The sequence below is a fragment of the Micromonospora cabrerizensis genome, from assembly GCF_022230955.1.
Taxonomy (GTDB): Bacteria; Actinomycetota; Actinomycetes; order Mycobacteriales; family Micromonosporaceae; genus Micromonospora; species Micromonospora cabrerizensis.
Genome location: NZ_JAKKFI010000063.1, coordinates 37920 through 61753, shown reverse-complemented (window position 1 = coordinate 61753; position 23834 = coordinate 37920). Strand labels below are relative to the sequence as shown.

The 23834-nt window shown below is 71.8% G+C and carries 20 protein-coding genes and 1 riboswitch; of the genes, 9 read left to right on the top strand and 11 right to left on the bottom strand.

Annotated features, from left to right (window positions below; translation table 11 throughout):
* The first annotated feature begins 58 nt into the window (after positions 1-58).
* Positions 59-1075, top strand: coding sequence for an SMP-30/gluconolactonase/LRE family protein (locus LADH09A_RS15090; protein ID WP_238645762.1), 1017 nt, complete (start codon positions 59-61; stop codon positions 1073-1075).
* A gap of 94 nt (positions 1076-1169) precedes the next feature.
* On the opposite strand, the gene LADH09A_RS15085 is transcribed toward LADH09A_RS15090, so the two are convergent.
* Positions 1170-2438, bottom strand: coding sequence for a L,D-transpeptidase (locus LADH09A_RS15085; protein ID WP_238645761.1), 1269 nt, complete (start codon positions 2436-2438; stop codon positions 1170-1172).
* Positions 2439-3253: 815 nt separating this feature from the next.
* Between LADH09A_RS15085 and LADH09A_RS15080 the strand changes: the two genes are divergently transcribed.
* Together LADH09A_RS15080 and LADH09A_RS15075 are read left to right on the top strand one after the other, a co-directional pair.
* Positions 3254-4210 (top strand): sugar phosphate isomerase/epimerase family protein, encoded by a 957-nt coding sequence (locus tag LADH09A_RS15080; RefSeq protein WP_238645760.1) that lies wholly within the window; start codon positions 3254-3256, stop codon positions 4208-4210.
* Between the two features lie 21 nt (positions 4211-4231).
* Positions 4232-6319, top strand: coding sequence for a PQQ-dependent sugar dehydrogenase (locus tag LADH09A_RS15075; protein WP_238645759.1), 2088 nt, complete (start codon positions 4232-4234; stop codon positions 6317-6319).
* Between the two features lie 152 nt (positions 6320-6471).
* On the opposite strand, the gene LADH09A_RS15070 is transcribed toward LADH09A_RS15075, so the two are convergent.
* The 4 genes from LADH09A_RS15070 to pdhA all read right to left on the bottom strand — a co-directional run bounded on the left by LADH09A_RS15070 (position 6472) and on the right by pdhA (position 11994).
* On the bottom strand, positions 6472-8151 hold the full coding sequence (locus LADH09A_RS15070; protein ID WP_238645758.1) for a right-handed parallel beta-helix repeat-containing protein: 1680 nt from the start codon (positions 8149-8151) through the stop codon (positions 6472-6474).
* 308 nt (positions 8152-8459) lie between these two features.
* Positions 8460-9818 carry a dihydrolipoamide acetyltransferase family protein gene (locus LADH09A_RS15065; RefSeq protein WP_238645757.1) on the bottom strand — a complete coding sequence of 453 codons (1359 nt, stop codon included), beginning with the start codon at positions 9816-9818 and terminating at the stop codon, positions 8460-8462.
* On the bottom strand, positions 9815-10828 hold the full coding sequence (locus LADH09A_RS15060) for an alpha-ketoacid dehydrogenase subunit beta (protein WP_238645755.1): 1014 nt from the start codon (positions 10826-10828) through the stop codon (positions 9815-9817). Before LADH09A_RS15060 ends, LADH09A_RS15065 begins: the two co-directional genes overlap by 4 nt.
* Positions 10828-11994, bottom strand: coding sequence for a pyruvate dehydrogenase (acetyl-transferring) E1 component subunit alpha (pdhA, locus tag LADH09A_RS15055; protein WP_372492273.1), 1167 nt, complete (start codon positions 11992-11994; stop codon positions 10828-10830). The genes LADH09A_RS15060 and pdhA overlap by 1 nt, the downstream gene beginning before the upstream one ends.
* A 106-nt stretch (positions 11995-12100) precedes the next feature.
* Between pdhA and LADH09A_RS15050 the strand changes: the two genes are divergently transcribed.
* Positions 12101-12607, top strand: a complete 507-nt coding sequence (locus tag LADH09A_RS15050) for an Lrp/AsnC family transcriptional regulator (RefSeq protein WP_088948324.1) — start codon at positions 12101-12103, stop codon at positions 12605-12607.
* Between the two features lie 11 nt (positions 12608-12618).
* Here the strand turns inward: LADH09A_RS15050 and LADH09A_RS15045 are convergent, their stop codons facing one another.
* Genes LADH09A_RS15045 through LADH09A_RS15030 form a run of 4 tightly spaced genes read right to left on the bottom strand, consistent with a single transcriptional unit; the run spans position 12619 to position 16845 of the window.
* Positions 12619-13590, bottom strand: coding sequence for a DNA polymerase domain-containing protein (locus tag LADH09A_RS15045; protein ID WP_238645754.1), 972 nt, complete (start codon positions 13588-13590; stop codon positions 12619-12621).
* Between the two features lie 36 nt (positions 13591-13626).
* Entirely contained in the window at positions 13627-14934 is a 1308-nt protein-coding gene (locus tag LADH09A_RS15040; protein ID WP_238645752.1) for an acyltransferase family protein, read from the bottom strand.
* Positions 14935-14956: 22 nt separating this feature from the next.
* Positions 14957-15931 carry an NAD-dependent epimerase/dehydratase family protein gene (locus LADH09A_RS15035; RefSeq protein WP_238645751.1) on the bottom strand — a complete coding sequence of 325 codons (975 nt, stop codon included), beginning with the start codon at positions 15929-15931 and terminating at the stop codon, positions 14957-14959.
* A 23-nt stretch (positions 15932-15954) separates the two neighbouring features.
* Positions 15955-16845 (bottom strand): glycosyltransferase family 2 protein, encoded by an 891-nt coding sequence (locus LADH09A_RS15030; protein WP_238645750.1) that lies wholly within the window; start codon positions 16843-16845, stop codon positions 15955-15957.
* Between the two features lie 197 nt (positions 16846-17042).
* Between LADH09A_RS15030 and LADH09A_RS15025 the strand changes: the two genes are divergently transcribed.
* The 4 genes from LADH09A_RS15025 to LADH09A_RS15010 all read left to right on the top strand — a co-directional run bounded on the left by LADH09A_RS15025 (position 17043) and on the right by LADH09A_RS15010 (position 20814).
* Positions 17043-18605, top strand: a complete 1563-nt coding sequence (locus tag LADH09A_RS15025; protein WP_238645749.1) for a glycosyltransferase family 39 protein — start codon at positions 17043-17045, stop codon at positions 18603-18605.
* A 43-nt stretch (positions 18606-18648) separates the two neighbouring features.
* Positions 18649-19380, top strand: coding sequence for a histidine phosphatase family protein (locus tag LADH09A_RS15020; RefSeq protein WP_238645748.1), 732 nt, complete (start codon positions 18649-18651; stop codon positions 19378-19380).
* The gene (locus LADH09A_RS15015) at positions 19364-20233 is read left to right on the top strand and encodes an NAD(P)H-hydrate dehydratase (protein ID WP_238645746.1); all 870 of its coding nucleotides are present in this window, start codon (positions 19364-19366) and stop codon (positions 20231-20233) included. The genes LADH09A_RS15020 and LADH09A_RS15015 overlap by 17 nt, the downstream gene beginning before the upstream one ends.
* 80 nt (positions 20234-20313) lie before the next feature.
* Positions 20314-20814, top strand: a complete 501-nt coding sequence (locus tag LADH09A_RS15010) for a hemerythrin domain-containing protein (protein WP_238645744.1) — start codon at positions 20314-20316, stop codon at positions 20812-20814.
* Positions 20815-20892: 78 nt separating this feature from the next.
* On the opposite strand, the gene LADH09A_RS15005 is transcribed toward LADH09A_RS15010, so the two are convergent.
* A complete protein-coding gene (locus LADH09A_RS15005; RefSeq protein WP_238645742.1) occupies positions 20893-21699 on the bottom strand; it encodes an SDR family NAD(P)-dependent oxidoreductase in 807 nt (268 codons plus the stop codon).
* 146 nt (positions 21700-21845) lie between these two features.
* A riboswitch (ZMP/ZTP riboswitch) is annotated at positions 21846-21935 on the top strand.
* Between the two features lie 19 nt (positions 21936-21954).
* Between LADH09A_RS15005 and LADH09A_RS15000 the strand changes: the two genes are divergently transcribed.
* Positions 21955-23391: a glycine hydroxymethyltransferase gene (locus LADH09A_RS15000; protein WP_238645740.1), complete on the top strand. Its 1437-nt coding sequence runs from the start codon at positions 21955-21957 to the stop codon at positions 23389-23391.
* Positions 23392-23527: 136 nt separating this feature from the next.
* Here LADH09A_RS15000 and LADH09A_RS14995 read toward each other — a convergent pair whose 3' ends face one another.
* Positions 23528-23788, bottom strand: a complete 261-nt coding sequence (locus LADH09A_RS14995; protein WP_238645814.1) for a hypothetical protein — start codon at positions 23786-23788, stop codon at positions 23528-23530.
* Positions 23789-23834: the final 46 nt, after the last annotated feature.

Genomic DNA, 23834 nt, shown 5'->3' with positions numbered 1-23834 from the left:
GCGCGCCGCGTGAGCGGTGATCCGGTGGCCGCCGACAGTGGCGGTGGAGAATAGGCGAATGCTGATCCCCCGGCCCCGGCCGCCCCGGCTGATCCGTCCCGTCCGCGAGCCGGCGACCGTCCCCCCGGCGCTGGCCGGGCAGTGGGCCCCCACCGACCGCCGGCTCGACCAGGCCGAGGTGCTGCCCCTTCCCGACGGCGCCGTCGGCCCGGAGGACGTGCTGGTCGACCACTCCGGACGGGTGATCAGCGGCGACGAGGAGGGTCGGCTCTGGTGGTGGCCGGTCGACGCGCCGGCCGGCACCCGACCCCGGCTGCTGGCCGAGACCGGTGGCCGGCCGCTCGGCATCGAGCTGGACCAGTCCGGTGAGGCGCTGGTGGTCTGCGACGCGTACCGGGGGTTGCTGCGGGTCACGCCCGACGGCACGGTTCGCGAGCTGACCGGGACGACGCCCCCGGTGCACCTGGCCAACAACGCGACGGTAAGCCGCGACGGCACCATCTACTTCACCGACAGCTCCGACCGGTTTCCGGTGTCGCACTGGAAACGGGACCTGCTGGAGCACCGCCCCAACGGCCGGGTGCTGGCCTACCACCCGGGCAGCCGTCGCACCGAGGTGGTGGCCGACGGGCTGTACTTCCCCAACGGGATCGCGCTGACCCCGGACGAGTCGGCCCTGATGCTCGTCGAGACCAGCACCCACCGTCTGCTCCGCGTCGAGCTGGGCGGCGGCGTCCGGATCCTGGCCGACCTGCCCGCGTACCCGGACAATCTCGCCGCGGTGGGCGACGGGACGTACTGGATCGCCCTGCCCAGCCCACGGGTGCCGATCGCCGAACGGTTGCTGCCGCACCCGCGACTGCGCCAGATCGCCGCGCTGCTGCCCGACGCGATGCAGCCACAGCCACGCCGCTACGGGCTGGTCGCGCTGGTCGACGGCGACGGCACGGTCCGCCGGACGCTGCACGGCCCGACCGGCCACTACCGGATGATCACCGGGGTACGCCAGCACGGCGACCACCTCTGGCTGGGCAGCCTGGTCGGGACCGGGGTGGCCCGCGTACCCCTGGGATGATGGCCCCGCCCCCTGCTGGCAGGTCGGCGCGGCCCTCGCGGCGGGGCCGGTCCGCCGCGGTGGCGGGCCGGCCCCGAGGGCTCGCGGCGGTGACTCAGCGACCGCTGACCGAGGGTGCCGGGGCGGGCGACCCGCCGGCCACCGCGCCCGGGTGCGCCGGGGCGGCCGGCGCGGGCTTGAGCCCGGGCGGCACCGGCAGGGCGCTGCCCCGGACGTACTCGTCCCAGCTCACGTTCCACGCCGTCCAGCCGTTGCCCGGCTGCAACTCCACCTCGGTGCCCTTGACGGTGACCAGGTCACCGACCTGGGTCACCCCCATCAACCAGTCGGCCGCGGTGGCGGAGACGTTGGCGCAGCCGTGGGAGACGTTGGTGTTTCCCTGGTCCCCCTCCGACCACGGGGCGGAGTGGATGAACTCGCCACCCCAGGTGTAGCGCTGCGCGTCGTCGACGTCGACCACGTACCCGCCGTTGGGCTCACCCCGGGTGTCGAAGGTGGTCCGGTCGTGCTTCTCCATGATCACCATCTTGCCGCTGGAACTCGGCGTGCTCGGCTTACCCAGGCTGACCGGGATCCGCCGGGCCTGCTTGCCGTCCTGCAGCACCGTCATCTGCTTGGTGGCGTTGTCGATCTCCAGCGAGACCTGGCGCCCGATCTTGGAGGTCGCGGTCCGCTCGGAGTCGCCGACCCGGTCCTTCCCGATCGGCAGACCCTCCAGACCGGCCCGGACGCTGATCGTGGTCCCCGGCTTCCAGAAATCGGGTGCCCGGTAATAGACCTGAGTTCCGTCCTCGATCCACGACCAGGCGCCCGGCTGCGGTGGATTCGTCTTCACGAACAACCGCCGCTGGACATCCGCCCTGGCCTCTTTCGGAATTGCCGGGTCGAACGCGACGGTTACCGGCATCGCCGTGCCGTACGTCCGATTACCGACGAAATAGAGGGTGCTGGTGATCTGCGGTTTGGTGGATTTCGCCATCGTGGTGAACGTGGTGGTGCGAGTGGTGGTGGCACCGGAGTCACCGGTCGCGGTCACCTCCGCGGTGTACGTCCGGCGCGGTTGCAGCGGCGCGCTCGGCACCCAGCCCGAGCCGTCCTCGCGGGGCTCGGCGTTGACCTGCTTGCCCTTGTCGTCGGTGAGGCGTACGCCAGTGACCCGGCCACCCTTGACCACGGTGCCCACCTCGGCGCTGACCGGCACGTCGCGGGTCTTGTCCCCCGGTGTCACGGCGAGTTCCGGTGGGGCGGCGTGCCCCTTGGCCGAACCGGTCGCCGACTCCCGGTTGGCGGTGCACCCACCCAGGACGAGTGGTGCGGCTGCGATGGTTACCGCCAACATCGTCAATCGCCGCCTAGACGTCATGTTCAGTCCCCCCGTTTTTGACTTCCCTCCGTCACATTCTCGCTTCCCCGACAGGGGCGTCCAGGGCATTCGCAAATAATCGTCGGCGCATTTATCGACGCATTTTCCGCCAATGTTCCGGTTGGCGGATGAGGCGTTCAACCAGCCCGTGTCATGCCCTTTGCTCTGCTTGAGCGACCGCCACACCGACTGTCCGAATGACGGGCGTCTGGTCGCGCCTGTGGGGGAAGCGTCGTCAACGAGGCGTGTGGCGGTTACGCGGCACTCATGATCGACTCGTCTTCCGGAGAATCGGGGTGTCCGGGACGTCCGGACACCCCGAGTTCCGTGAACGCGAGTGGATCAGGCTTCCCGGACGCGGCCCGGCCCGGCGCGGCCCGGCCCGGCGAGGCCCGGCCCGGCGAGGCCCGGCCCAGCGAGGCCCGGCCCAGCGCGCTCCGGCCTGCGCCCGGCCCGGCGCCGCTCGGCGCCGCTCGGCGGGCGAGGAAGTAGAAGGTCAGGCCGGCCGGCGCACCTCGGGGGCGGACTTTTGTCAGTTGGAGCGAAACTTCTGCCGAACGCGACGAAGCTTTGCCTTCGTCCGGAGGCAAGGGTAAGGTCACGATCTAGATAGAGGGTTGCCCATTCGTCGATCAGCCTGCCGCCACCCTGCCGGGTCGCCGCGTTCCGCCCCCCGATGGGTCCGGGCCGCGCCCGAGCGCCGTCCCTCACCGTCCAGCCGGAGCCACGCTCCGGCCGGTTCGGCGCGTCCGGGCGACGGCAGCCAGGTCGACTGCCGTCGACGGCATGCCAGCCGTCAGGAAGGGACCACCACCATGGATCAACAGATCAACCAACCGGAGCCGACAGCGGTGTCCGAGCCGGTCAGCCGGCGTGCGGTTCTGCGCGCCGCGACCGTGTCCGCCGCTGCCGTCGGCGCTGCCGGTATGTTCGCCGCTCCGGCCACCGCCGCCCCCGCCGCGCAGTCCCACGGCCGGCGCCGGGTTCCCGTGGACCGGATCAGCATTCAGCTCTACACGCTGCGTGACCAACTTGCCGCCGACCTGCCCGGCACCCTGGACGCGCTGCGCCGGATCGGCTACCGGCGGGTGGAGCACGCCGGTTTCGTCGGACGCACCGCCGCGCAGTTCCGGACGGCGCTCGACGAGGCCGGGTTGCGCGCCACCTCCGGGCACACCGGCATCCCGCAGCCGTTCGACGCCGCCACCTGGGAGCAGGCCCTCGCCGACGCGAACGTCGTGGGTTGCAAGAAGATCGTCCACCCGTACTTCGGTCGGGACGCGAGCGGCCAGGCCATCCGGGACCCCAACGTCTACCGGGCCCTGGCGCGCGACCTGAACAAGGCCGGCCGGATGGCCGAACGCGCCGGGCTCGACTTCGGCTACCACAACCACCAACTGGAGTTCGTGCCGTTGACCGACGGCTCGACCGGGTTCGACATCCTCACCGGGGAGACCGACCCCCGGCTGGTGCACTTCGAGCTCGACCTCTACTGGACCTGGCGGGGCGCGCACGACCCGGTCGACGTGATCCGGGCCAACCGCGGCCGGATCCGCCAGGTGCACGTCAAGGACCTCGACGTCGAGGGCGGTTTCGCCGACCTCGGCGACGGCCTCATCGACTTCGGTCGGATCTTCGCGCACGAACGTGAGGCCGGCATCGAGGAGTACATCGTGGAGCGCGACGACGCGGGCACTCCGCCACGCTCCCCCGCCGACGCCCTGGACACCGCCCGGGTCGGCTTCGACTTTCTCGCTTCACTCCGGTACTGAAACACCTCGGGGGACCATTTGATGAACAGAACCGCATTCGTGTCCGCCCTGCTGCTGGTGACGGCCGGTCTGGTCGTACCACCGTCGGCAGCGGCCGCCGCACCGGCCGCGCCGCCGGACAGCAGCTTCCAGAAAGTGACACTGAACGACTTCCCGGGCGAGCCGATGAGCCTCGCCGTCCTGCCCGACCTGCGGGTGCTGCACACCTCCCGCACCGGCGAGGTCCGCATCCACGACCCGCGCACCGGGCTGAACACCCTCGCCGCCGACATCCCCGTGTACGAGCACGACGAGGAAGGGCTGCAGGGGGTCGCCATCGACCCGAACTTCGCCCAGAACAAGTGGGTCTACCTCTACTACTCGCCGCCGATGAACACGCCGGTGGACGACCCGGCGACCCCCGGCGTCAACGAGGGGGACGCGCCGGAGACCGGCACCGAGGCGGACTGGGAGCGGTTCAAGGGCGCGCTGCGGCTGTCCCGGTTCAAGCTGGACGGGATGAAGCTCAACCTCGCCAGCGAGCAGCAGATCATCGACGTGCCCACCGACCGGGGCATCTGCTGCCACGTCGGCGGCCAGATCGACTTCGACAGCAAGGGCAACCTGTACCTGTCGACCGGTGACGACAGCAACCCGTTCGCCTCCGACGGCTACATCCCGATCGACGAGCGGGCCGACCGCCACCCGGCGTACGACGCCCAGCGCACCTCGGCCAACACCAACGACCTGCGCGGCAAGCTGCTGCGCATCAAGGTGAAGAACGGTGGCGGCTACACGGTGCCCTCCGGCAACCTGTTCAAGCCGGGCACGGCGCAGACCCGCCCGGAGATCTACGCGATGGGGCTGCGCAACGCGTTCCGGTTCGCCGTCGACCGGCGTACCGACAACGTGTACGTGGGCGACTATTCTCCGGACGCCTCCAATCCGAGCCCGGAGCGCGGCCCGGCCGGGCACGGCCGGTGGATGCTCGTCGACAAGCCGGCGAACTACGGCTGGCCGTACTGCGTGTCGCCGACGATCGCCTACCGCGACTACGACTTCGCCACCGGCGAGTCCGGCGCCAAGTTCAACTGCAAGCGCCCGGTCAACGAGTCACCGCGCAACACCGGCAAGCGCGTGCTGCCGCCGGTCGAGCAGCCGCAGGTCTGGTATGCGGCTGCCGCCTCGGCCGAGTTCCCGCAGCTGGGCACCGGTGGCATCTCCCCGATGGGCGGCCCGGCGTACGACTACGACGGGACCAGCACGTCGCGTACCCGCTGGCCGGCCTACTACGACGGGGTGCCGCTGTTCTACGAGTGGTCCCGCGACTACATCAAGGAGTTCCGCCTCGACGAGGACGGCGACGTGAAGGACATCCTTCCGGTGGCGCCGTCGCTGGTGGTGGACAACCCGATGGACATGGAGTTCGGCCCGGACGGCGCGCTCTACGTGCTGGAGTACGGTGACGGCTACTTCGCCGAGAACCCGGACGCCCAGCTGTCCCGGATCGACTTCGTCCGGGGCAACCGGACGCCGATCCCGAAGATCAGCGGCACGCCGACCGTTGGGCAGGCCCCGCTGACCGTCGCGTTCTCCAGCGCCGGCACCACCGACCCGGACGGTGACAAGCTCAGCTACGCGTGGGACTTCAACGCGGACGGTTCGGTGGACAGCACCGCTCCGAACGCGAGCTGGACGTTCCCGGAGAACGGCTCGTACACGCCGACGCTGAAGGTCACCGACCGCACCGGACGCTCCGCCTCGGCGACCCTGCCGCTGGTGGTCGGGCCGACCGCTCCGGTGGTCGAGTTCGTCACCCCGGAGGAGGGGCAGCCGTTCCAGTTCGGGCAGACGGTCGCGTACGAGGTGAAGGTCACCGACGACCTGCCGGTGGACTGCTCCCGGGTGAAGGTCACCTACGTGCTCGGGCACGACGAGCACGGGCACCCGCTCTCCACCTCGACGGGTTGCTCCGGGACCATTCCCACCTTCCTGGACGGTGGGCACAGCGGCGCGGACAACCTGACCGCGGTGTTCGTCGCCGAGTACACCGACGCGGGCTCACCCGCGCAGTCGGGCTCGGCCACGGTCGTGCTGGACCCGACCCCGGTGGCCGGCCTGGCCGGCTGACCAGCTCACGATGACAGCGGCGGCGACCGGATCACTCCGGTCGCCGCCGCTCCTCGTCTCACCACCGACCGCCGCCACCGGCCGAGGGCCGAGGGCGGGGTGAACGCCGCCGCCGGGTGAACGCAGCCGGGTGAACGCCGCCGCGCGGTCGCTCAGGTCCAGTCGCTGTCGACGTGGTTGTCGCGCCAGCGTCCGCCCACCGGCGGGGTGTCCAGCCGCATCCCCTCGTCGGCGTTGCCGGCGAGGTCGTTGTCCTCGACCCGGCAGTCCACGCAACTACCCCGGTCGGTGATCCACAGCCCGTGCGTCTGGGTCTGGTGGTCGTGGTTGTCCCAGATCCGGTTGCCGCGGATGGTGGCCGAGTCGAACGGCGCGTCGATGGTGATGCCGGCCCGCAGCTCCGGTGCGGCAGCGAGTTCGTACCCACATCCCGGTGGCGGGATGTCCCCGCTCCACGCGCTGAACGCGTCCGGCCGGACCGGGGCGAGGGTGAGTTCGTCGCCGGTGTTGGAGGCGACCATGGCAACGGCCCGCCCGACCCGCAGCACCTTGCCCCGGTGCCCGTCGTGCGGCCAGGTGGCCGAACGGTCCACCAGGGAGCGCTCGTCGTAGCGCACGGCATCGCCCGTCCCGCCGGTGCCTTCGGCGTACTGTCGCCCGTTGTTGCGGATCCGGTTGTTGAGCACCACCGCGTCGGTCATCTGGTGGTCGACGCGGACCGCGTCCAACCCGTTGCCCCAGATCTCGTTGCTCTCGATCACCACGTCGCGGATCGCGCCCCGGTAGCCGCGCCCGAGGTCCTGCGTGTGATAGCCGTGCTGGCCGTTGCCGCTGATCCGGTTGCCCCGCACGGTGTACGGGCCGGGGCTGTTGCCGATGCTGACCCCGTCGCGCAGGTTGCCGTCGATGACGCAGTCGGTGAGCAGCCCACCCCGGCCGGCCACCGACGAGGTGCCCTGCGACGACACGTCGAAGCCGGTCTCCAGGTTGCCGGTCATCGTGCAGGCCGAGACGATCAGTCCGTCCGCACCCCAGTCGGAGATGCCGAACCGGTTGCCCTGACTGTGGCAGCCGATGATGCGGTAGCCGCGCGGCGGTTCCCAGTAGTCCTTCTGCAGCTCCAGGAAGATGCCGTTGGTGCCGTTGGCCAGGGTGGTGCAGTTGGCGATGGTCAGCCGCTCCATCGGGCCCCACCCGCCGATACCGACCCCGATGCCGGCGCCGCCGATCTGCTCGCCGTTGTCGAGGCGACCACAGCCGACCACCACCACGCCGTCGATCAGCGAGTCCTGGAGGAAGTCGCAGCCCAACCCGGTCGCGGCGGTGTGGTGGATGTAAAGGTTGCGGAAGACGCCCCGCACCACGTACTGGAGGCCGAGCCCCTTGGCCAGGTAGCTGTACTCGGCCATAGCGACGCCGGAGCCGTCGATCTGGAAGTCGGAGAAGGTGCAGTCGGCGATGTGCCGGTCCCGGTCCGCGCCGTGCTGCACGGTGGTCCAGAAGGCCAGCGGCGTCGGGTCGGCCCGGTTGCCCTCGTTGCTGAGCATGAACCGGGTCGCCGCAGGGCCGGCCCCGATCAGCGACACGCCGCTGCGCCACACCGTGCCCGCGTCCCGGATCGAGTAGATGCCCGGTGGGCAGTAGATCACCCGGGCCCGCCCGTCCGAGGCGTAGCCGGCACCGAGACGGTCCACGAGGGCGGCCAGCGCCGGTTGGTCGTTGGTCGCGCCGTCACCGGTCAGCCCGTACTCCAGCGCGTCGCAGTAGAGCGGCGCGCCCGCCGAGGCGGGTCGTCGTACCCGGACCGAGTTCAGTAGCAGCTCGTTCGCCACGGCCACAGGCTGGCTCCCTTCGACGCGTGCGGTGCGCTCCGGCGGGGCCGACTTCCCGATCACGCCGCCGGGAAACCCCGGGCCGGAGGACGCACGCCGGGAAACCCCGGGCCGGAGGACGCACGCCGGGAAACCCCGGGCCGGAGGACGCACGCCGGGAAACCCCGGGCCGGAGGACGCACGCCGGGAAACCCCGGGGCGGAGGACGCACGCCGGGAAACCCCGGCCCGAGGACGCACGCCGGGTGACCCGGACGTGGGTCGGCCCCGGCGCCACACGGGCGGCGCCGGGGCCGGAGGTGCACGCCGTCAGACGGCGGCGATCAGCAACGCCGGGCGCTCCACGCAGTCGGCGACGTGGCGCAGGAAGCCGCCGGCCACCCCGCCGTCGCAGACGCGGTGGTCGAAGGTGAGGCTGAGCTGGGTCACCTTGCGCACGGCGAGTTGCCCGTCGACCACCCACGGCTTGTCCACGATCCGCCCGACGCCGAGCAGGGCCGCCTCGGGGTGGTTGATGATCGGCGTGGAGCCGTCCACGCCGAACACCCCGTAGTTGTTCAGCGTGAACGTGCCGCCGGTCAGCCGGGTCGGCGGCAGGCTGCCGGCCCGCGCGGCGGCGGTGGTCGCCGCCAGTTCGGCGGCCAGCTCGGCGGTGGTGAGCCGCTGGGCGTCGCGCAGCACCGGCACCAGCAGACCCCGGTCGGTCTGCGCGGCGATGCCGAGATGCACCCCGGCGGACTGGACGATCCGCTGCGCCTCGGTGTCGACCCGGGCGTTGAGCTGCGGGAACCGGCGTAGCCCGCTGAGGCAGATCCGGGCCAGCAGGGCCAGGATGCTCACCGGCGCGTCGGGGGTGGCCGCGTTGATCGCCGCGCGGGTCTCCAGCAGCCCGGTGGCGTCCACGTCGACCCAGATGGTCACCTCGGGGATCTCCCGCCGGCTGCGCGAGAGCTTGTCGGCGATGACCTTACGGACGCCGGTGAGCGGGACGATGACGTCGCCGTCCCCGGCCGGGGCCAGTGCGACGTGCGGGTCCGGCACGGCGGCGAGCCGGGCTTCGGGCACGGCCAGCGCCGCCTCCACGTCGGCGCGGCGGATCACTCCGCCCGGCCCGGTGCCCCGCACCGTACCCAGGTCGAGGCCCTGATCGCGGGCCAGCCGCCGCACGATCGGCGAGATGACCAGAACGGTCGGCCCGGGGTTTGCCGCGCCCGCGGTCGGCCCGGTGTCGCCCGCCACGTCGGCCACGCGAGCGGGACTGGCGGCGGCCGGTTCGGGAGCCAGCGACAGGCGGGGTCGACGCCGACGCCGGGTGGCACCGCCGTGCCCGGTGCCGTAGCCGATCAGCACGTTGCCGGAGCCGGCCCGCTCCTCCTCGCGGTAGGTGGCGTGCCCGGCCGGCTCGTCGCCGCCGTCCAGGGGCGCGATGGTGATCAACGGCTGGCCGACGGGGCGTACCTCACCGGCCGCGCCGTGCAGGGTCACCACCCGGCCGGCGTACGGGCAGGGCACGTCCACGACGGCCTTGGCGGTCTCCACCTCGACCACGCTCTGGTCGACAGTGACGATGTCGCCCACCGCGACCCGCCACTCGACGATCTCGGCCTCGCTCAGCCCCTCGCCCAGGTCGGGCAGGAGGAAGACCTGCGTCCGCTCGACGGTGGTCATGCCGCGCTGCCCTGCGCCGCCCAGCGCGGGTCCGGCTGGTCGTCCCACTGCAACCGGGCCACCGCGTCGAGCACCCGGTCCACGCCGGGTAGGTGGGTGTGCTCCAGCATCGGCGCCGGGTACGGGATGTCCAGCCCGGCGACCCGCAGCACCGGGGCGTGCAGCGCGTGGAAGCACCGCTCCTGCACCCGGGCGGCGATCTCCGCGCCGACACCCGCGAAGCCCTGCGCCTCCTGGATCACCACGCACCGGCCGGTCCGCCGGACCGAGGCGGCGATGGTCTCGTCGTCGAACGGCACGATGGTGCGGACGTCGACGACCTCCAGGTCCCAGCCCTCCTCGCGGGCGGCCTCGGCGGCCTCCAGCGCGACCGGCACCGCCGGCCCGTACGCCACCAGGGTGGCGTCGCGTCCCGGCCGGCGCACGACGGCCCGCCCGAACGGCTCGGTCCGCGTCGGCAGGGCGGCCTCGGCGCTGCCGAAGTAGAGCTTCTTGGGCTCCATGAAGACCACCGGGTCGGGGTCGTCGATCGCCTCGCGCAGCAGCGAGTACGCGTCCTCGACGGTGGCCGGGGTGACCACCTTCAGCCCGGGGGTGTGCGCGTAGTACGCCTCGGACGAGTCGCAGTGGTGCTCGACCCCGCCGATGCCACCGGCGTACGGCACCCGGATGACGATGGGCACGCTGAGCTTGCCCCGGGTGCGGTTGCGCAGCTTCGCCACGTGCGAGGCGATCTGCTCGAACGCCGGGTACGCGAATGCGTCGAACTGCATCTCGACGACCGGCCGCAGCCCGGACATGGCCAGGCCGACGGCGAAGCCGACGATGCCGGCCTCGGCGAGCGGGGTGTCGAAGCAGCGGGTGTCGCCGAAACGGGCCTGGAGGCCGTCGGTGATCCGGAAGACGCCGCCGAGCGCGCCGACGTCCTCACCGAAGACGACGACCCGGTCGTCGGCGGCGAGCGCGTCGGCGAGCGCGGTGTTGAGCGCCTTCGCCATGGTGGAGGCCATCAGGCGTCACCCTCCTCGTCGCGAGCGGCGGCCAGCTCGGCACGAACCTGCTCGCGCTGCTCGATGAGCTGCGGGGTGGGTTCGGCGTAGACGTGGTCGAAGAGGCTCATCGGGTCCACTGTCGGCTGTTCGTTCATCCGGGTCCGCAGGTCCGCCGCGTACGCCTCGGCCTGCTCGGCGACCTCGGCGACCGCGGCGTCGTCGAGCACACCACGGGCACGCAGGTAGGTCTCCAGGCGGGCGACCGGGTCCCGGTCCCGCCAGGCGTCGACCTCGGCGCCGTCGCGGTAGCGGGTGGCGTCGTCGGCGTTGGTGTGCGGCTCCATCCGGTAGGTGTGCGCCTCGACCAGGAACGGCCCGTTGCCGGCGCGGGCGTGCGCGACAGCGCGGGTGAGCACGGCGAGCACGGCGACCGGGTCGTTGCCGTCGACCTGCTCGCTGGGTACGCCGTAGCCGACGCCCTTGTAGGCCAGCGACGGCGCGGCGGTCTGCCGGGACAGCGGGACGCTGATGGCGTAGCGGTTGTTCTGCACGAAGAAGACCACCGGCGCCTTGAAGACGGCGGCGAAGTTGACCCCCTCGTGGAAGTCACCCTCGCTGGTCGCGCCGTCGCCGATGAAGGCCAGCGCCACCGTGTCGCGACCCTGGTACGCCTCGCCGTGGGCGAGCCCGGCGGCGTGCACGCACTGGGTGGCGAGCGGGGTGCACTGTGGCGCGGTGTGCACCTCGGTCGGGTCGTAGCCGCAGTGCCAGTCGCCGCGCAGCAGGGTGAGCACCTCGACCGGGTCGATGCCCCGGGCAACCAGCGCCATCGACTCGCGGTAGGTGGGGAAGACCCAGTCGGTGTCGCGGACCGCGAGAACCGCGCCGACCTGGCACGCCTCCTGGCCCCGCGAGGACGGGTAGACGGCCAGCCGGCCCTGCTTGGTCAGGGCGGTCGCCTGGGTGTCGAAGCGGCGGCCGAGCACCATCCGGCGGTACAGCTCGCGCAGCACCTCGACGGGCGGCTCCGGATAGTCGGTGCGGGCGGGCAGCGGCGTGCCGGTCGGGTCGAGCAGGCGGACGGGTTCGGTGTTCGGCAGCAGCGGGCGCGCCGGGTCGGGCGGGGTGGCCGCCCGACGGGTGCGCGGGGATGCCCTGCGGACCGCCTGGGGAGTGGTCGTCACGGCGGAACCTCCTGGGACGTGTGGTGAGCCTATGCTTCCGCCTGATGGATGATTGACTCAAGATCCACGCGGAAGGCGGGACGGTTGGCATGGGGAGGGACCGGCAGTGAGCCAGGAGACCGCAGACGGCGCGGGCCGGGCGGCGGGTTCGGGACGATCGGCCCGAGCACTCGACGAGGTGGACCGGCGGATCCTCGACGAGCTGGTCCGGGACGGTCGGACGTCGGTGCGCACCCTCGCCGAGCGGATCCACATCTCCCGCACCAACGCGTACGCGCGGGTGGAGCGGCTGCTGCGCGACGGGGTGATCACCGGGTTCCGGGCCCAGGTGGCGCCCGAGGCGGCCGGGTTGGGCACCTCGGCGTACGTCGCGTTGACGATCGAGCAGAACACCTGGCGGGAGGTGTCGGCCGAGCTGGCCCGGGTGCGCTACATCGAGCACGCCGCGCTGCTCGGTGGTGACCACGACGTGCTCGCGCTGGTCCGCGCGCCGGACAACGCCGCGCTGCGGGACGTGGTGCTGGGCCGGGTGCAGAGCATCCCGGGAGTGTTGTCCACCCGCACCTGGTTGGTGTTCGAGGAGTTCGACGGGGCCGGCAGCCCCTGGGCCTGAGCGCTCAGCGCTCAGCGCTCCGGTGGGGCCTCCAGCCCGTCCCGGTCGGCCAGCTCCAGCAGCGGCTCCAGCGAGTGCCGTCCGCCGTCCAGGCCGGCGTGCGGGTCGCCGCGCTCGGCGAAGCGGGCCGGCATGCTCAGCACGTCGAAGTCCTCCGGTCGGGCGTCGTCCAGCTCCGACCACTCCAGCGGCGCCGACACCAGGGCCTGCGGGGTCGGCCGGATCGAGTACGCCGACGTGACCGTGTGGTCGCGGGCCATCTGGTTGTAGTCGACGAAGACCGGCCGGTCGCGTTGGTCGCGCCACCAGGTGGTGGTGACCAGCTCCGGCAACCGACGTTGCATCTCCCGGCCCAGGGCGAGCACCGCCCGGCGACACTCACCGAAGCTCCACCGCGGCTCGATGGACAGGTAGACGTGCAGGCCCCGCCCACCGGTGGTCTTCGGGTAGCCGGTCATCCCCAGCTCGGCGAGGAACGCGTCGACCTCACGGGCCACCGGCACCACCTGCTCGAAGCCGACGCCGGGCATCGGGTCGAGGTCGATGCGCAGCTGGTCGGGGCGTTCCACGTCGGCGGCGCTGACCGGCCACGGGTGGAAACGCAACGTGCCCAGGTTGGCCGCCCAGATCACCACGGCCAACTCGCTCGGGGCGATCTCGTCGGCGGTGCGGCCACTGGGAAACGTGATGTGGGCGGTGCGCACCCACTCGGGCGCGCCCGCCGGCAGCCGTTTCTGGTAGAACGCGTCGCCCCGGTTGGTCTGCCGGGTGGCGATCGTCGCGCCCTCGAAGACGCCACGCGGCCAGCGCTCCAGCATCGTCGGCCGGTCACGCAGGGCGCGCAGGATGCCGTCACCGACCGACAGGAAGTAGCGGACCACGTCCAGCTTGGTCAGCCCGCGCTCCGGGAAGTAGGGCTTGTCGGGGCTGGAGACGCGGACCAGCCGCTCCCCCACCTGAATCTCCTCCGCCGCCGTGGCCACGCCCCCGAGCGTACGGCTCGGGGGCGGGCCGGCGGGTTACCGGCCGGGGACCAGCGTGGCGGGCTGCTGCGGCAGTTCCTGCGTCGGGCCGCCGACCTGCACCGGGGGCGTCCCGGGCGGTTCCTCGGCCACCGCGGTCTGCTGCTCGGGCGGCACGGCCGGGGGCGGCGAGCGGCGGGCCACGAAGCCCGGCGTCCAGTCCTTCAACCGCAGCGCCGGCCGCTCGACCAGCTTCCAGGACAGGAACGCGGCCACGAAGGCGGCGGCGACCGACATCGCCGCGAACGGCACGTAGCCCCAACGGCTCCAGCCGAGACTCGCCATCACCTGTTGGAACACGAACCCGTAGATGTAGATGCCGTACGAGTAGTCGTTCTTTCGACCCACCCAGTGCAGCTGGCGCGGCATCCGCACCGACAGCCAGACCAGCAGGTACGCGAACGCCGGCAGGCCGATGACGAAGAAGCCACCGAAGAGCATCGACAACCCGAGGGCGACCGCCGAGCCGATGCCCAGCGCGTCGTTGATCGGCACCCGCTCCCGGTAGAGATCGAGGGTCGCGCCGAAGGCGAAGAGGAAGCCCAGGTAGACGATGTAGTGGAAGCTCATGCCGCCCACCAGGGGCGAGTTGAACGACCAGCTCGCCGTCGACGCCGGGCCGCTGAACTGCCCGGAGCTGACCCAGTCGTGGACGATGCTCAGGTAGAGCGCCACGGTCAGGAACAGCACGAACCGGCGGGCGTTGCGCAGCACCCCCGTCGCCGCCAGCACGCCCACCACGACGTAGCAGAACATCTCGTACTTGAGCGACCACAGGGCGCCGTTGAAGACGCTGGAGTTGCTCTTGTCACCCCACGGGGTGGTGTCCCTGAGCAGGTCGTGGATGCCGTACTGGCGGACGCCGGTCCACCAGTTGGCCTGGAGGTAGGCCAGCGGGCCGCCGGGCTCCCAGGCGTTGTCGAAGAAGCCGGCGGTGCTGCCGTGCTCGCGCATCGCGACCAGCGGGGCGACCACCAGCGCCGTGATCAGCAGGCAGACCCAGAGGCCGGGGAAGATGCGCAGGGCGCGGTGCCACGAGTAGCGGATCAGCCCGGTACGCCGCGCGCTGCGGGTGATCAGCAGGCCGGAGAGCACGAAGAAGCCGTAGACGGCCATCGTGCCGACGTTGGTCTGCCGACCGGTCAGGTGGTAGCCGAGGTCGTTGGCACCGAAGCCGAGCGGCTTGGAGTGCGACAGCACGACGCCGACGGCGAGGCAGAGTCGGATCAGCCCGATGCCGTTGCTGCGGCCGGAGAGCAAGTCGGCCAGCGTGCCACGGGACCGGACGAGGGCGGGGGTAGTCATGCGGCCAGGAACCTCTCGACCATCAGGCGGGCACCTCGGCGCCGGCGTGCTCCCACAACTGCTTCATCTCGGTGTGCAGATCATCGCTCGGCGACCAGCCGAGCACCGTGGCGGCCAGCCCGACGTCGAGCCGCTGCCAGGTGGTCTCGGCGGGCCCGGTGCGCTCGGCCTCGACCAGGTCGGTCGGCACCTCACTCACGTCGATGAGGAGCTGGACCATATCACGCGCACTGGCCGCCTCCCCCCGCCCGATGTTGATCACGCGGCCGGCCGCGTCGGAGCGCGTCGTGGCCAGCAGCACGGCGGCGACCACGTCGCTGAGACCGACGAAATCGCGGCGGGAGCCCAGCGGGGCCAGCTCCAACCGGGCCCGCTCACCGGCCCGCCGGGCGTCGCGCAGACGGCCCGCGACCACCCCGAGCAGGCTGTGCCCGGGCTGACCGGCGCCGATGACGTTGCCGACCCGCAGGGTGACGCCCTCGATCAGGCCCCGCCGGTGCGCCTCGCTGATCGCCACGGTGCAGCGCAGCTTGAAATCGCCGTACGGCATCACCGGCGCCGGGGCGAGCTGCTCGGGCATCGAGGTGTCGACCGGGACCAGCCCGTACTCGTGCACGCTGCCCAACTGGACCACCCGGACCCGGCGGGGCAGTCGGCCCGCGGCCTCGATCAGCCGCTCGACCAGGGTGACGTTGACCGCGAGCATCTGCGCGTCGCTGAGGCCCCACATCCCACCCGCCGCGTTGATCACCACGTCCGGGTCGAGGTCGCGCAGCACCTCGGTGATCTCGTCGACGTCGGCGGCGGCCAGGTCCAGTGCGCGGACCACCACGCCGGAGCCGATGCTCTTCGGGGTGCGCGCGACGGCGACCACCGCGTGGCCCTGGTCGGCCAGCGCACGGCAGATCGGGCCGCCGAGGAAGCCGGTCCCGCCCAGCACCGCCACCCGCAGCGGCTGCCGGGCGTCGTCCGCCGGGCGTCGTGGTGCGATGATCATGACACCCTCCTGGCTGTCGTCGTTCATCGGCCCGGCCCGAACGCGTGCCGGGACAGGCTCCGTACGCCGGCCATCTTGCCGGACAGGACCGCCGTCGGCAGCAGCGTGATGGCGTGCAGCCTCGACGAGAGGTAGTGGCGGGCGGCACGGGCCGCCCGGGGCCAGCCCTGCTCGTCCATCCGCCGCGCGACATCGACGAAGTACGCCCGCGCCTCGGTGAACCGGGAGCCGTTGACCGCGTCGGCGGCGGACTTGCTGACCGCGTGCCGCCGGTACTGGAAGCAGAGGGTGTTGTCGACGGCCATCTGCTCACCGCGCTGGACCAGGTCGATCACCAGGGCCAGGTCCTGGATGACCTGGAACTCGTCGCGGAAGTCGACGGCCTTGAGCGCGTCCGTGCGCCAGCACATCGACGGGAAGTAGAACCAGCAGCCGCGCAGCAGGCTGGCCGCCAGGTCCTCACCCCCCATCAGCTCCCGGGAGTCGACCCGGGGGGCGTAGAGCCGCCGCTTGGCCTCGTCGACCATCGTGTTGACCACCGTGCCGTCGGCGTCGATGACCTCGACGCCCGGCTGGATCATGCACACACCCGGGTACTGCTCGATCACCGATCGCACGGTGGAGACGTAGTTGGGGTGCATGATGTCGTCCGTGCCCATCATCACCAGGTACTCGTGCTCGGCCAGGCCGACGCACTTACGGTAGTTGCCGGTGACCCCGAGGTTGCGCTCGTTGCGCTGGTAACTGACCCGATCGTCGTCGATGCCGGCGAACCACTCGGGCACCCCCGGCTCGGTGCCGTCGTCGACCACGGTGAGGCGCCAACCAGGGTCACTCTGCGCCATCACGCTGCGCACCGCCGCCTGCATGAGGGGCACGCTTCCGTAGTACGGCAGCATAATGTCGACAATCATCAGGTCGGCAGGCCTAACTGTGCGTGGTGGAAGTGCTCGACAGGCGCGGCCACATTATCAGGCTCACAGCCGAGTTCGGTTACCGCCGAACCGGCCGCGCGACCACCTCGGATCACGCCGGTGACGGTCCGACACCGACGTCGGCGGGCGCTATCATCGTCGCGCCCCGTACCGCCCCGCCCCCCGATCGGATGCCGATGTCAGACCGCGCCGTCGCCACGGACGCGCAGCCCGCGCAGACCGACGCGGGGGGCCCTCCCCCGCCCGCCACCGAGCCGGGTGCCCGGCCGCTCCCGCTCGCCCGACGGCTGGCGCGAAGCGTCTGGTTCTGGCCGACGGCGTTCGCCGCGCTCGCGGTGGGCTGGCAGCTCGGCAGCCCGGAGATGTGGCACGACGAGCTGGTCACCATCGATGTGGCGACCCGCTCCACCAGGCAGATCCTGGGCATGTTGACGAACGTCGACGCCGTGCACGGGGCCTACTACCTGTTCATGCACGGCTGGACGATGCTGTTCGGCACCGGGCCCGCCGCGGTGCGCCTGCCGTCGGCGCTGGCGATGGTCCTGGCCACCACGTGTGTGGCGCTCGTCGGGCGGCGCCTCTTCGACCACCGCGCGGGTGTCGCCGCCGGGTTCGTTTTCGCCCTGGTGCCCACGGTCACCCGGTTCGGACAGGAGACCCGGTCGTACGCGTTCGTCGTCCTCGGCGCGGCCGCGGCGACCCTGTTCCTCCTCCGCGCACTGGAGCGGCCGACGGTGCTGCGCTGGGCGGCGTACGCGCTCGCGGTGGCCGGCACCGGCCTGGTGAACGTCGTCGCACTGACCCTGCTGCTCGGGCACGGGGTGGCCGTTCTGATCCACTGCTGGCGGGAGCGCCGCTGGTGGTCGCTGGCCTGGTTCGTGCTGGCCACCGCCGGCGGTGCGGCGATCGCCGCACCGGTGATCCTGCGCGGCATGAAGCAGGCGGGACGGCAGATCAGCTGGATCCCGGACAGCTCGCCCTGGACAGTCTGGGAGCAGGTGTACGGCTCGACGCTGATCGCCGTCGCGGTGACCGTCCTGGCCGTGGTGGGCCTGCTGACCCACCTGCGCGGCGACGCGAGGACGCGGACGGTGATCGCCGCGCTGATCGCCGCGCTGCCGGTGCCGGTGATCCTGGTGGCCGCCACCGGGGACATCAACTACTTCTTCTCCAAGTACCTGCTGTTCCTCATGCCGGCGTGGGCGGTGCTCGCCGGTGCCGGCCTCGCCGTGCTGCGCCGCCCGCCGCTGCTCGCGGCGGCGCTCGTCGTGGTCGCCGCCCTGTCCGTGCCGGGGCAGCTCGCCATGCGCGGCGAGTACTCGCACGGCTGGTACACCTATCCGCAGGCACGGGCGTTCAAGCCCCTCTCCTACTCCCAGGCCGCGGAGGTCATCGAGGCGGGTTACCAGCCCGGCGACGGCCTCGCCGCGGGCGGCCCCTGGTGGTGGATGCACGAACCCGGGGTGCGCTACTACCTCCCGGCGGACGTCTCACCGCGAAACGTCTTCCAGCAGCGGTCGGCGGCTCAACGCAACGAGCTGTTCGGCGCGGACTGCGGCAACCCGGCGCGCTGCCTACGGGACGAGCCGCGCATCTGGGTGCTGCTGCCGACGGTCACCGACGCACCGCTGACCGGACTGTCGAAGAAGCAGGCCGCCGCACTCACCGAGCGCTACGAGGTGGTGACGGTGACCCACGTGACCGGACTGACCGTCGCCCTGCTGCAACGGCGGGGCTGAGCGACAACGGTTACCGCCGTCGACGCCCGGGTAGGGGGTCGGCATGGCGGAACTGGCGACTCTCTGGATCATCCGACACGGTGAGAGCACCGCGAACGTGGCGGCGACGCACGCCGAGGCGTCCGGCGAGGAGCTGATCGGGCTCAGTCATCGCGACGCGGACGTGCCGCTCTCCCCCACCGGTGAGGAGCAGGCCCGGGCCACCGGCCGTTGGTTGACCGGGCTGCCCCCGGACCGCAGGCCGGACGTCGCGGTGGTCTCGCCGTACCTGCGGGCGGTGGCCACCGCCGAGCTGGCGCTGGACGGCACCGGTGTGCCGGTGAGCCGCGACGAGCGGCTGCGCGACCGGGAGCTGGGCATCCTCGACGGCCTGACCGGGCACGGGGTACGCCGTCGGTACCCGGACGAGGCCGAGCGGCGGGCCCGGCTCGGCAAGTTCTACTACCGCCCGCCGGGCGGAGAGTCCTGGACCGACGTGGCGTTGCGGTTGCGGACGCTCCTCGGCGACCTGCGCCGCGACCACGAGGGCCAGCGGGTTCTGCTCTTCGGCCACGACGCGCTGGTCTTTCTGCTGCGCTACCTGGTGGAAGGGCTGACCGAGGCGGACCTGATGGCGTTGACCCGTGAGCACGTCATCGCCAACTGCTCCGTCACCGACTGGTCCGCCGACGACGAGGGCCGGCTGACGCTGGGCGCATTCAACGAGGTCGGCCACCTGCACCGGCAGGGCGCACAACCGACCAGGGAGGACGAGATCCATGCCGAGCCGGTCTGAGGTGAAGGTGATCACGCCGCGGCTGCTGCGGGACTGGCCGCTGCCGGTGCCGGCCGGCGGCAAGGAGAGCCGCGGCACTGTCCTGGTCGTCGGCGGCTCCCGTTTCACCCCCGGTGCGGTGCTCCTCGCCGGGGTGGCCGCGCTGCGCGCCGGGGCCGGGGTGCTCCAGCTCGCCGCCGCCGAGTCCACCGCCGCCACGCTGAGCATCGAGGTGCCCGAGGCGCTGGTGGTCGGCTTGCCGGAGACCCCCGACGGCGCGGTCGCCGCGGACCGCGACGGCCAGCTCGGCGAGCTGGTCGCGCAGGCCGACGTGGTGGCCCTCGGCCCCGGGCTGAAGGCGATCGACGAGACCAACCGGCTGCTGAGCCTCGTCCTGGACGCGGCCCGGCCGCAGACGTCACTGGTGCTCGACGCGTACGCCCTCGGTGCCCTCAGCCACGCACCGGACCTGCTGGTCGGCTCGGGCCGGCCCGTGGTTCTCACGCCCAACGTCACCGAGGCCGGGCACCTGCTCGGGCGGGAGCCGGGCGACGACCTGGACGCCGAGGCGGCCGAGCTGGCCGCCCGTTACGAGGCGGTCGTCTCGCTGTACGGGCACGTGGCCGCCCCGGACGGGCGGGGCTGGCGGGAGGAGAGCGGCGACGCCGGGCTGGGCACCTCCGGCAGCGGGGACGTACTCGCCGGGTTGCTGGCGGGGCTGCTGTCCCGGGGAGCCGACCCGGCGCAGGCCGCCTGCTGGGGCTCGTTCGCGCACGCGGTGAGCGGTCAGCGGCTGATCCCCCGGTACGGCCGGATCGGCTTCCTCGCCCGGGAGTTGCTCGACGAGATCCCCGGCACGCTGTCGATGGTCTGAGCAGCCGATATCGGCTGTTTCCCCATTTGACCTGCTGGGTACCGGATTCACACCAGACGAGATCCAGGGAGGTCATACCCGTGTCGACCGATGCCATCGTCCTGCTCAAAGAGGACCACAAGGAGATGCGCCGCCTGTTCAAGGCCTTCCAGGATGCCGAGGAGGGGCCGGCCAGCCGGCGGCAGAAGCTGGTGGACCAGATCCTCGAGGCGCTGACGGTGCACACCTACCTCGAGAACGAGGTGATGTACCCGGAGGTCCGCCGGCTGCTGCCCGACCTGGAGGACGACATCCTCGAGTCGTACGAGGAACACCACGTCGCCGACGTGCTCTGCGCCGAGCTGGCCAGCATGGACGCCACCGACGAACGCTTCAACGCCAAGACGACGGTGCTGATCGAGAACGTCACCCACCACGTCGAGGAGGAAGAGGAGGAGTGGTTCCCGAAGGTCCGTGAGGCACTGGGTCGCAAGCAGTTGCAGGAGATCGGTGAGCGGATGATCGCGCTGCGGGCGGACGCCCCGCGCACCCCCACCGCTCCGAAGGCGATCAAGAAGGCGATGGACGCGGTGACCGCCTGAGTCGGTCGCGTACACCGAAGGGCCCGGCACGATGCCGGGCCCTTCGTCGTGCGTCGGGGGTCAGTCGTGCGTCGGGGGTCAGTCGCCCGAGCCCGGCTCGGCCATCCGGCGGTGCTGCTCGGCCTTGAGCTTGTCCGGGACGATCTTGCCGGCCGCGGTCTGCACCTTGTTCATCAGCGAGCCGGCGGTGACCGTCTGGTCACCCTTCATCAGCGCCTCGAAGCCCTGCTCGGCGACCTTCGCCGGGTCGTCCTTGGAGCCCGAGCCGACCCGGGTGTCCTCCATGTCGGCCCGATCGAAGAACTGCGTGTCGGTTGGCCCGGGCATCAGCGAGGTCACCGTGACACCGGTGTCCTTCAACTCGTTGCGCAGCGCCTCGGCGAAGGACTGCACGAACGACTTCGACGCGTTGTAGACCGCCTGGAACGGCCCCGGCATGGTCGAGGCGATCGACGAGGTGAACAGCACCCGGCCCGCGTTCCGCTCGACCATGCCGGGCAGCAACCGCTTCGCCAGGTGCACCGTCGAGCGGACGTTGAGGTCCACGATCTCCAACTCGTCGCGCAGGTCGGTGCCGCCGACGAAGGCGCCGCCAGCGCCCCGGCCGGCGTTGAGCGCCAGGGCGTCCACCGGGCGGCCGGTGGCGGCGATCGTGGACGCCAGCTCCTCCACGCCCTGCTCACGGGCCAGGTCGACACGGACGGGCTGGACCTCCGGGCCCCCGTCGCGGCGCAGCTTCTCGGCCGCCGAGGAGATGCCGTCGTCCTCGGCGACCACGATGAGGTCGAAACCGTGCTCGGCGAACTGGACGGCCAGCTCGTACCCGATGCCGCTGGACGCCCCGGTCACCACGGCGAGCGGCCGGTCGGTGGACGGTGTGGTCATGGTGGGTGACTCCTCTCGTGCGGGTGGCGGTCGTACCGGCAGTGGTAACCGCTCCCTACCGTGTGCCCCGCCGTCGGCCGCCCAACCCTTCCGACGCGCGGCGTACGGAGGTCGCCCGGGGCGGCCCCGGCCGGCCCGGTAGGATCGGACCGGGCCGTTACTGGCGCGTGGGGATGGACAACCATCGGGGAGCGGCCCCGTCATGAGGACGTTTGCCGAGCGCCTGGGCCTTCCCGCACGTCTGTTGGAGGTCGCATGTCGCGCAACGCCGAGTCCACCGCATTCCGTAGTGCCCTTGAGGTGATCCGGGCTGTCGAGCCGCGGGTGGCCGACGCCATCGGCGCCGAGCTGACCGACCAGCGGGAGTCGCTCAAGCTCATCGCCAGCGAGAACTACGCCTCCCCGGCGACGTTGCTGGCCATGGGCAACTGGTTCAGCGACAAGTACGCCGAGGGCACCGTCGGCCGCCGCTTCTACGCCGGCTGCCAGAACGTCGACACGGTCGAGGCGCTCGCCGCCGAGCACGCCCGCGAGCTGTTCGGCGCCGCGCACGCGTACGTGCAGCCGCACTCGGGCATCGACGCCAACCTGGTGGCGTTCTGGGCCGTGCTGGCCGACCGGGTGGAGTCCCCCGCGCTGAAGAAGGCGCAGGTGCGCCAGGTCAACGACCTGACCGAGGCCGACTGGTTCGCGCTGCGCCGTGAGCTGGGCAACCAGCGGATGCTCGGCATGTCGCTGGACGCGGGCGGTCACCTCACCCACGGCTTCCGGCCGAACATCTCCGGCAAGATGTTCGACCAGCGCAGCTACGGCACCGACCCGTCGACCGGTCTGATCGACTACGACCGGGTCGCCGAGGCGGCGCGGGAGTTCAAGCCACTGATCCTGGTCGGCGGCTACTCGGCGTACCCGCGGAAGGTGAACTTCCGGATCCTGCGGGAGATCGCCGACTCGGTCGGCGCCACCTTCATGGTCGACATGGCCCACTTCGCCGGCCTGGTCGCCGGCAAGGTGTTCACCGGCGACTTCGACCCGGTGCCGCACGCCCACATCGTCACGACCACCACCCACAAGTCGCTGCGCGGCCCGCGCGGCGGCATGGTGCTCTGCCAGCCGGAGCTGGCCGACCAGGTGGACCGGGGCTGCCCGATGGTGCTCGGCGGTCCGCTGCCGCACGTGATGGCCGCCAAGGCGGTCGCCCTCGCGGAGGCCCGCCGACCCGACTTCGCCGACTACGCCCAGCGGATCGTGGACAACGCGCAGGCGCTCGCCGAGGGGCTGCTGCGGCGGGGCGCGAAGCTGGTGACCGGCGGCACCGACAACCACCTGGTGCTGATCGACGTGTCCGGCTACGGGCTCACCGGCCGGCAGGCCGAGCAGGCCCTCCTGGACTCGGGCATCGTCACCAACCGCAACTCGGTCCCGCAGGACCCGAACGGGGCCTGGTACACGTCCGGCATCCGGGTCGGCACGCCCGCGTTGACCACCCGGGGGCTGGGCACCGCCGAGATGGACCAGACCGCGGAGCTGATGCACACCGTGCTGACGCAGACGACCGCCGGCGCCAACGCCGACGGCACCCCGTCGAAGGCGAAGTACACTCTCGACCCCGCTCTGGCCGACAAGATCGCCCGCCAGGCCACCGACCTGCTGGCCCCGCACCCCCTCTACCCGGCGGTAGACCTGACCTGACCCGAGGCCGAGGCCGCGTCCACGGCCGAGGCCGCGTCGATCATGGAGTTGTGGTGCCCGAAAGGGGCGGACGCACGGCGTTCGTCCACCACCACAACTCCATGATCGACAACGCGAGGGGCAGGGGTGCGCGGGGTCAGGGCATGGGGCGCTTGAGGTGGTAGCGGTGGACCTCGGTGCTTCCCTGGACGTTGTTCACGTCCTCGGCGGCGGAGACCAGCTCCCACCCCTCCCGGCCGGCGCGGTTGAGGTGCGCGATGGCGGTGTCACCGAAGGCGGTGATGTCCTTGCGGGACCCGTCCGGCGCGTACCAGACGAACGAGACATGGAAATTGCGGCCCTGTCCCTGATAGCGGCGGACGAGCAGGGCGTACTCCCAGGCAACCATGCGGCTTATTATGACCGTCCACCCAGGACGCCGGCATCCGGGTCGTCGCGCATTG

Coding starts and splice junctions, on each gene's coding strand:
- LADH09A_RS15065 (WP_238645757.1), bottom strand. CDS start 9,818: ATGACCACCGTCGAGCGGACGCAGGTCTTCCTCCTGCCCGACCTGGGC.
- LADH09A_RS15080 (WP_238645760.1), top strand. CDS start 3,254: ATGGATCAACAGATCAACCAACCGGAGCCGACAGCGGTGTCCGAGCCG.
- LADH09A_RS15015 (WP_238645746.1), top strand. CDS start 19,364: ATGCCGAGCCGGTCTGAGGTGAAGGTGATCACGCCGCGGCTGCTGCGG.
- LADH09A_RS15085 (WP_238645761.1), bottom strand. CDS start 2,438: ATGACGTCTAGGCGGCGATTGACGATGTTGGCGGTAACCATCGCAGCC.
- LADH09A_RS15090 (WP_238645762.1), top strand. CDS start 59: ATGCTGATCCCCCGGCCCCGGCCGCCCCGGCTGATCCGTCCCGTCCGC.
- LADH09A_RS15075 (WP_238645759.1), top strand. CDS start 4,232: ATGAACAGAACCGCATTCGTGTCCGCCCTGCTGCTGGTGACGGCCGGT.
- LADH09A_RS15005 (WP_238645742.1), bottom strand. CDS start 21,699: ATGACCACACCGTCCACCGACCGGCCGCTCGCCGTGGTGACCGGGGCG.
- LADH09A_RS15025 (WP_238645749.1), top strand. CDS start 17,043: ATGTCAGACCGCGCCGTCGCCACGGACGCGCAGCCCGCGCAGACCGAC.
- LADH09A_RS15020 (WP_238645748.1), top strand. CDS start 18,649: ATGGCGGAACTGGCGACTCTCTGGATCATCCGACACGGTGAGAGCACC.
- LADH09A_RS15000 (WP_238645740.1), top strand. CDS start 21,955: ATGTCGCGCAACGCCGAGTCCACCGCATTCCGTAGTGCCCTTGAGGTG.
- LADH09A_RS15030 (WP_238645750.1), bottom strand. CDS start 16,845: ATGATTGTCGACATTATGCTGCCGTACTACGGAAGCGTGCCCCTCATG.
- LADH09A_RS15060 (WP_238645755.1), bottom strand. CDS start 10,828: ATGGCCTCCACCATGGCGAAGGCGCTCAACACCGCGCTCGCCGACGCG.
- LADH09A_RS15035 (WP_238645751.1), bottom strand. CDS start 15,931: ATGATCATCGCACCACGACGCCCGGCGGACGACGCCCGGCAGCCGCTG.
- LADH09A_RS15040 (WP_238645752.1), bottom strand. CDS start 14,934: ATGACTACCCCCGCCCTCGTCCGGTCCCGTGGCACGCTGGCCGACTTG.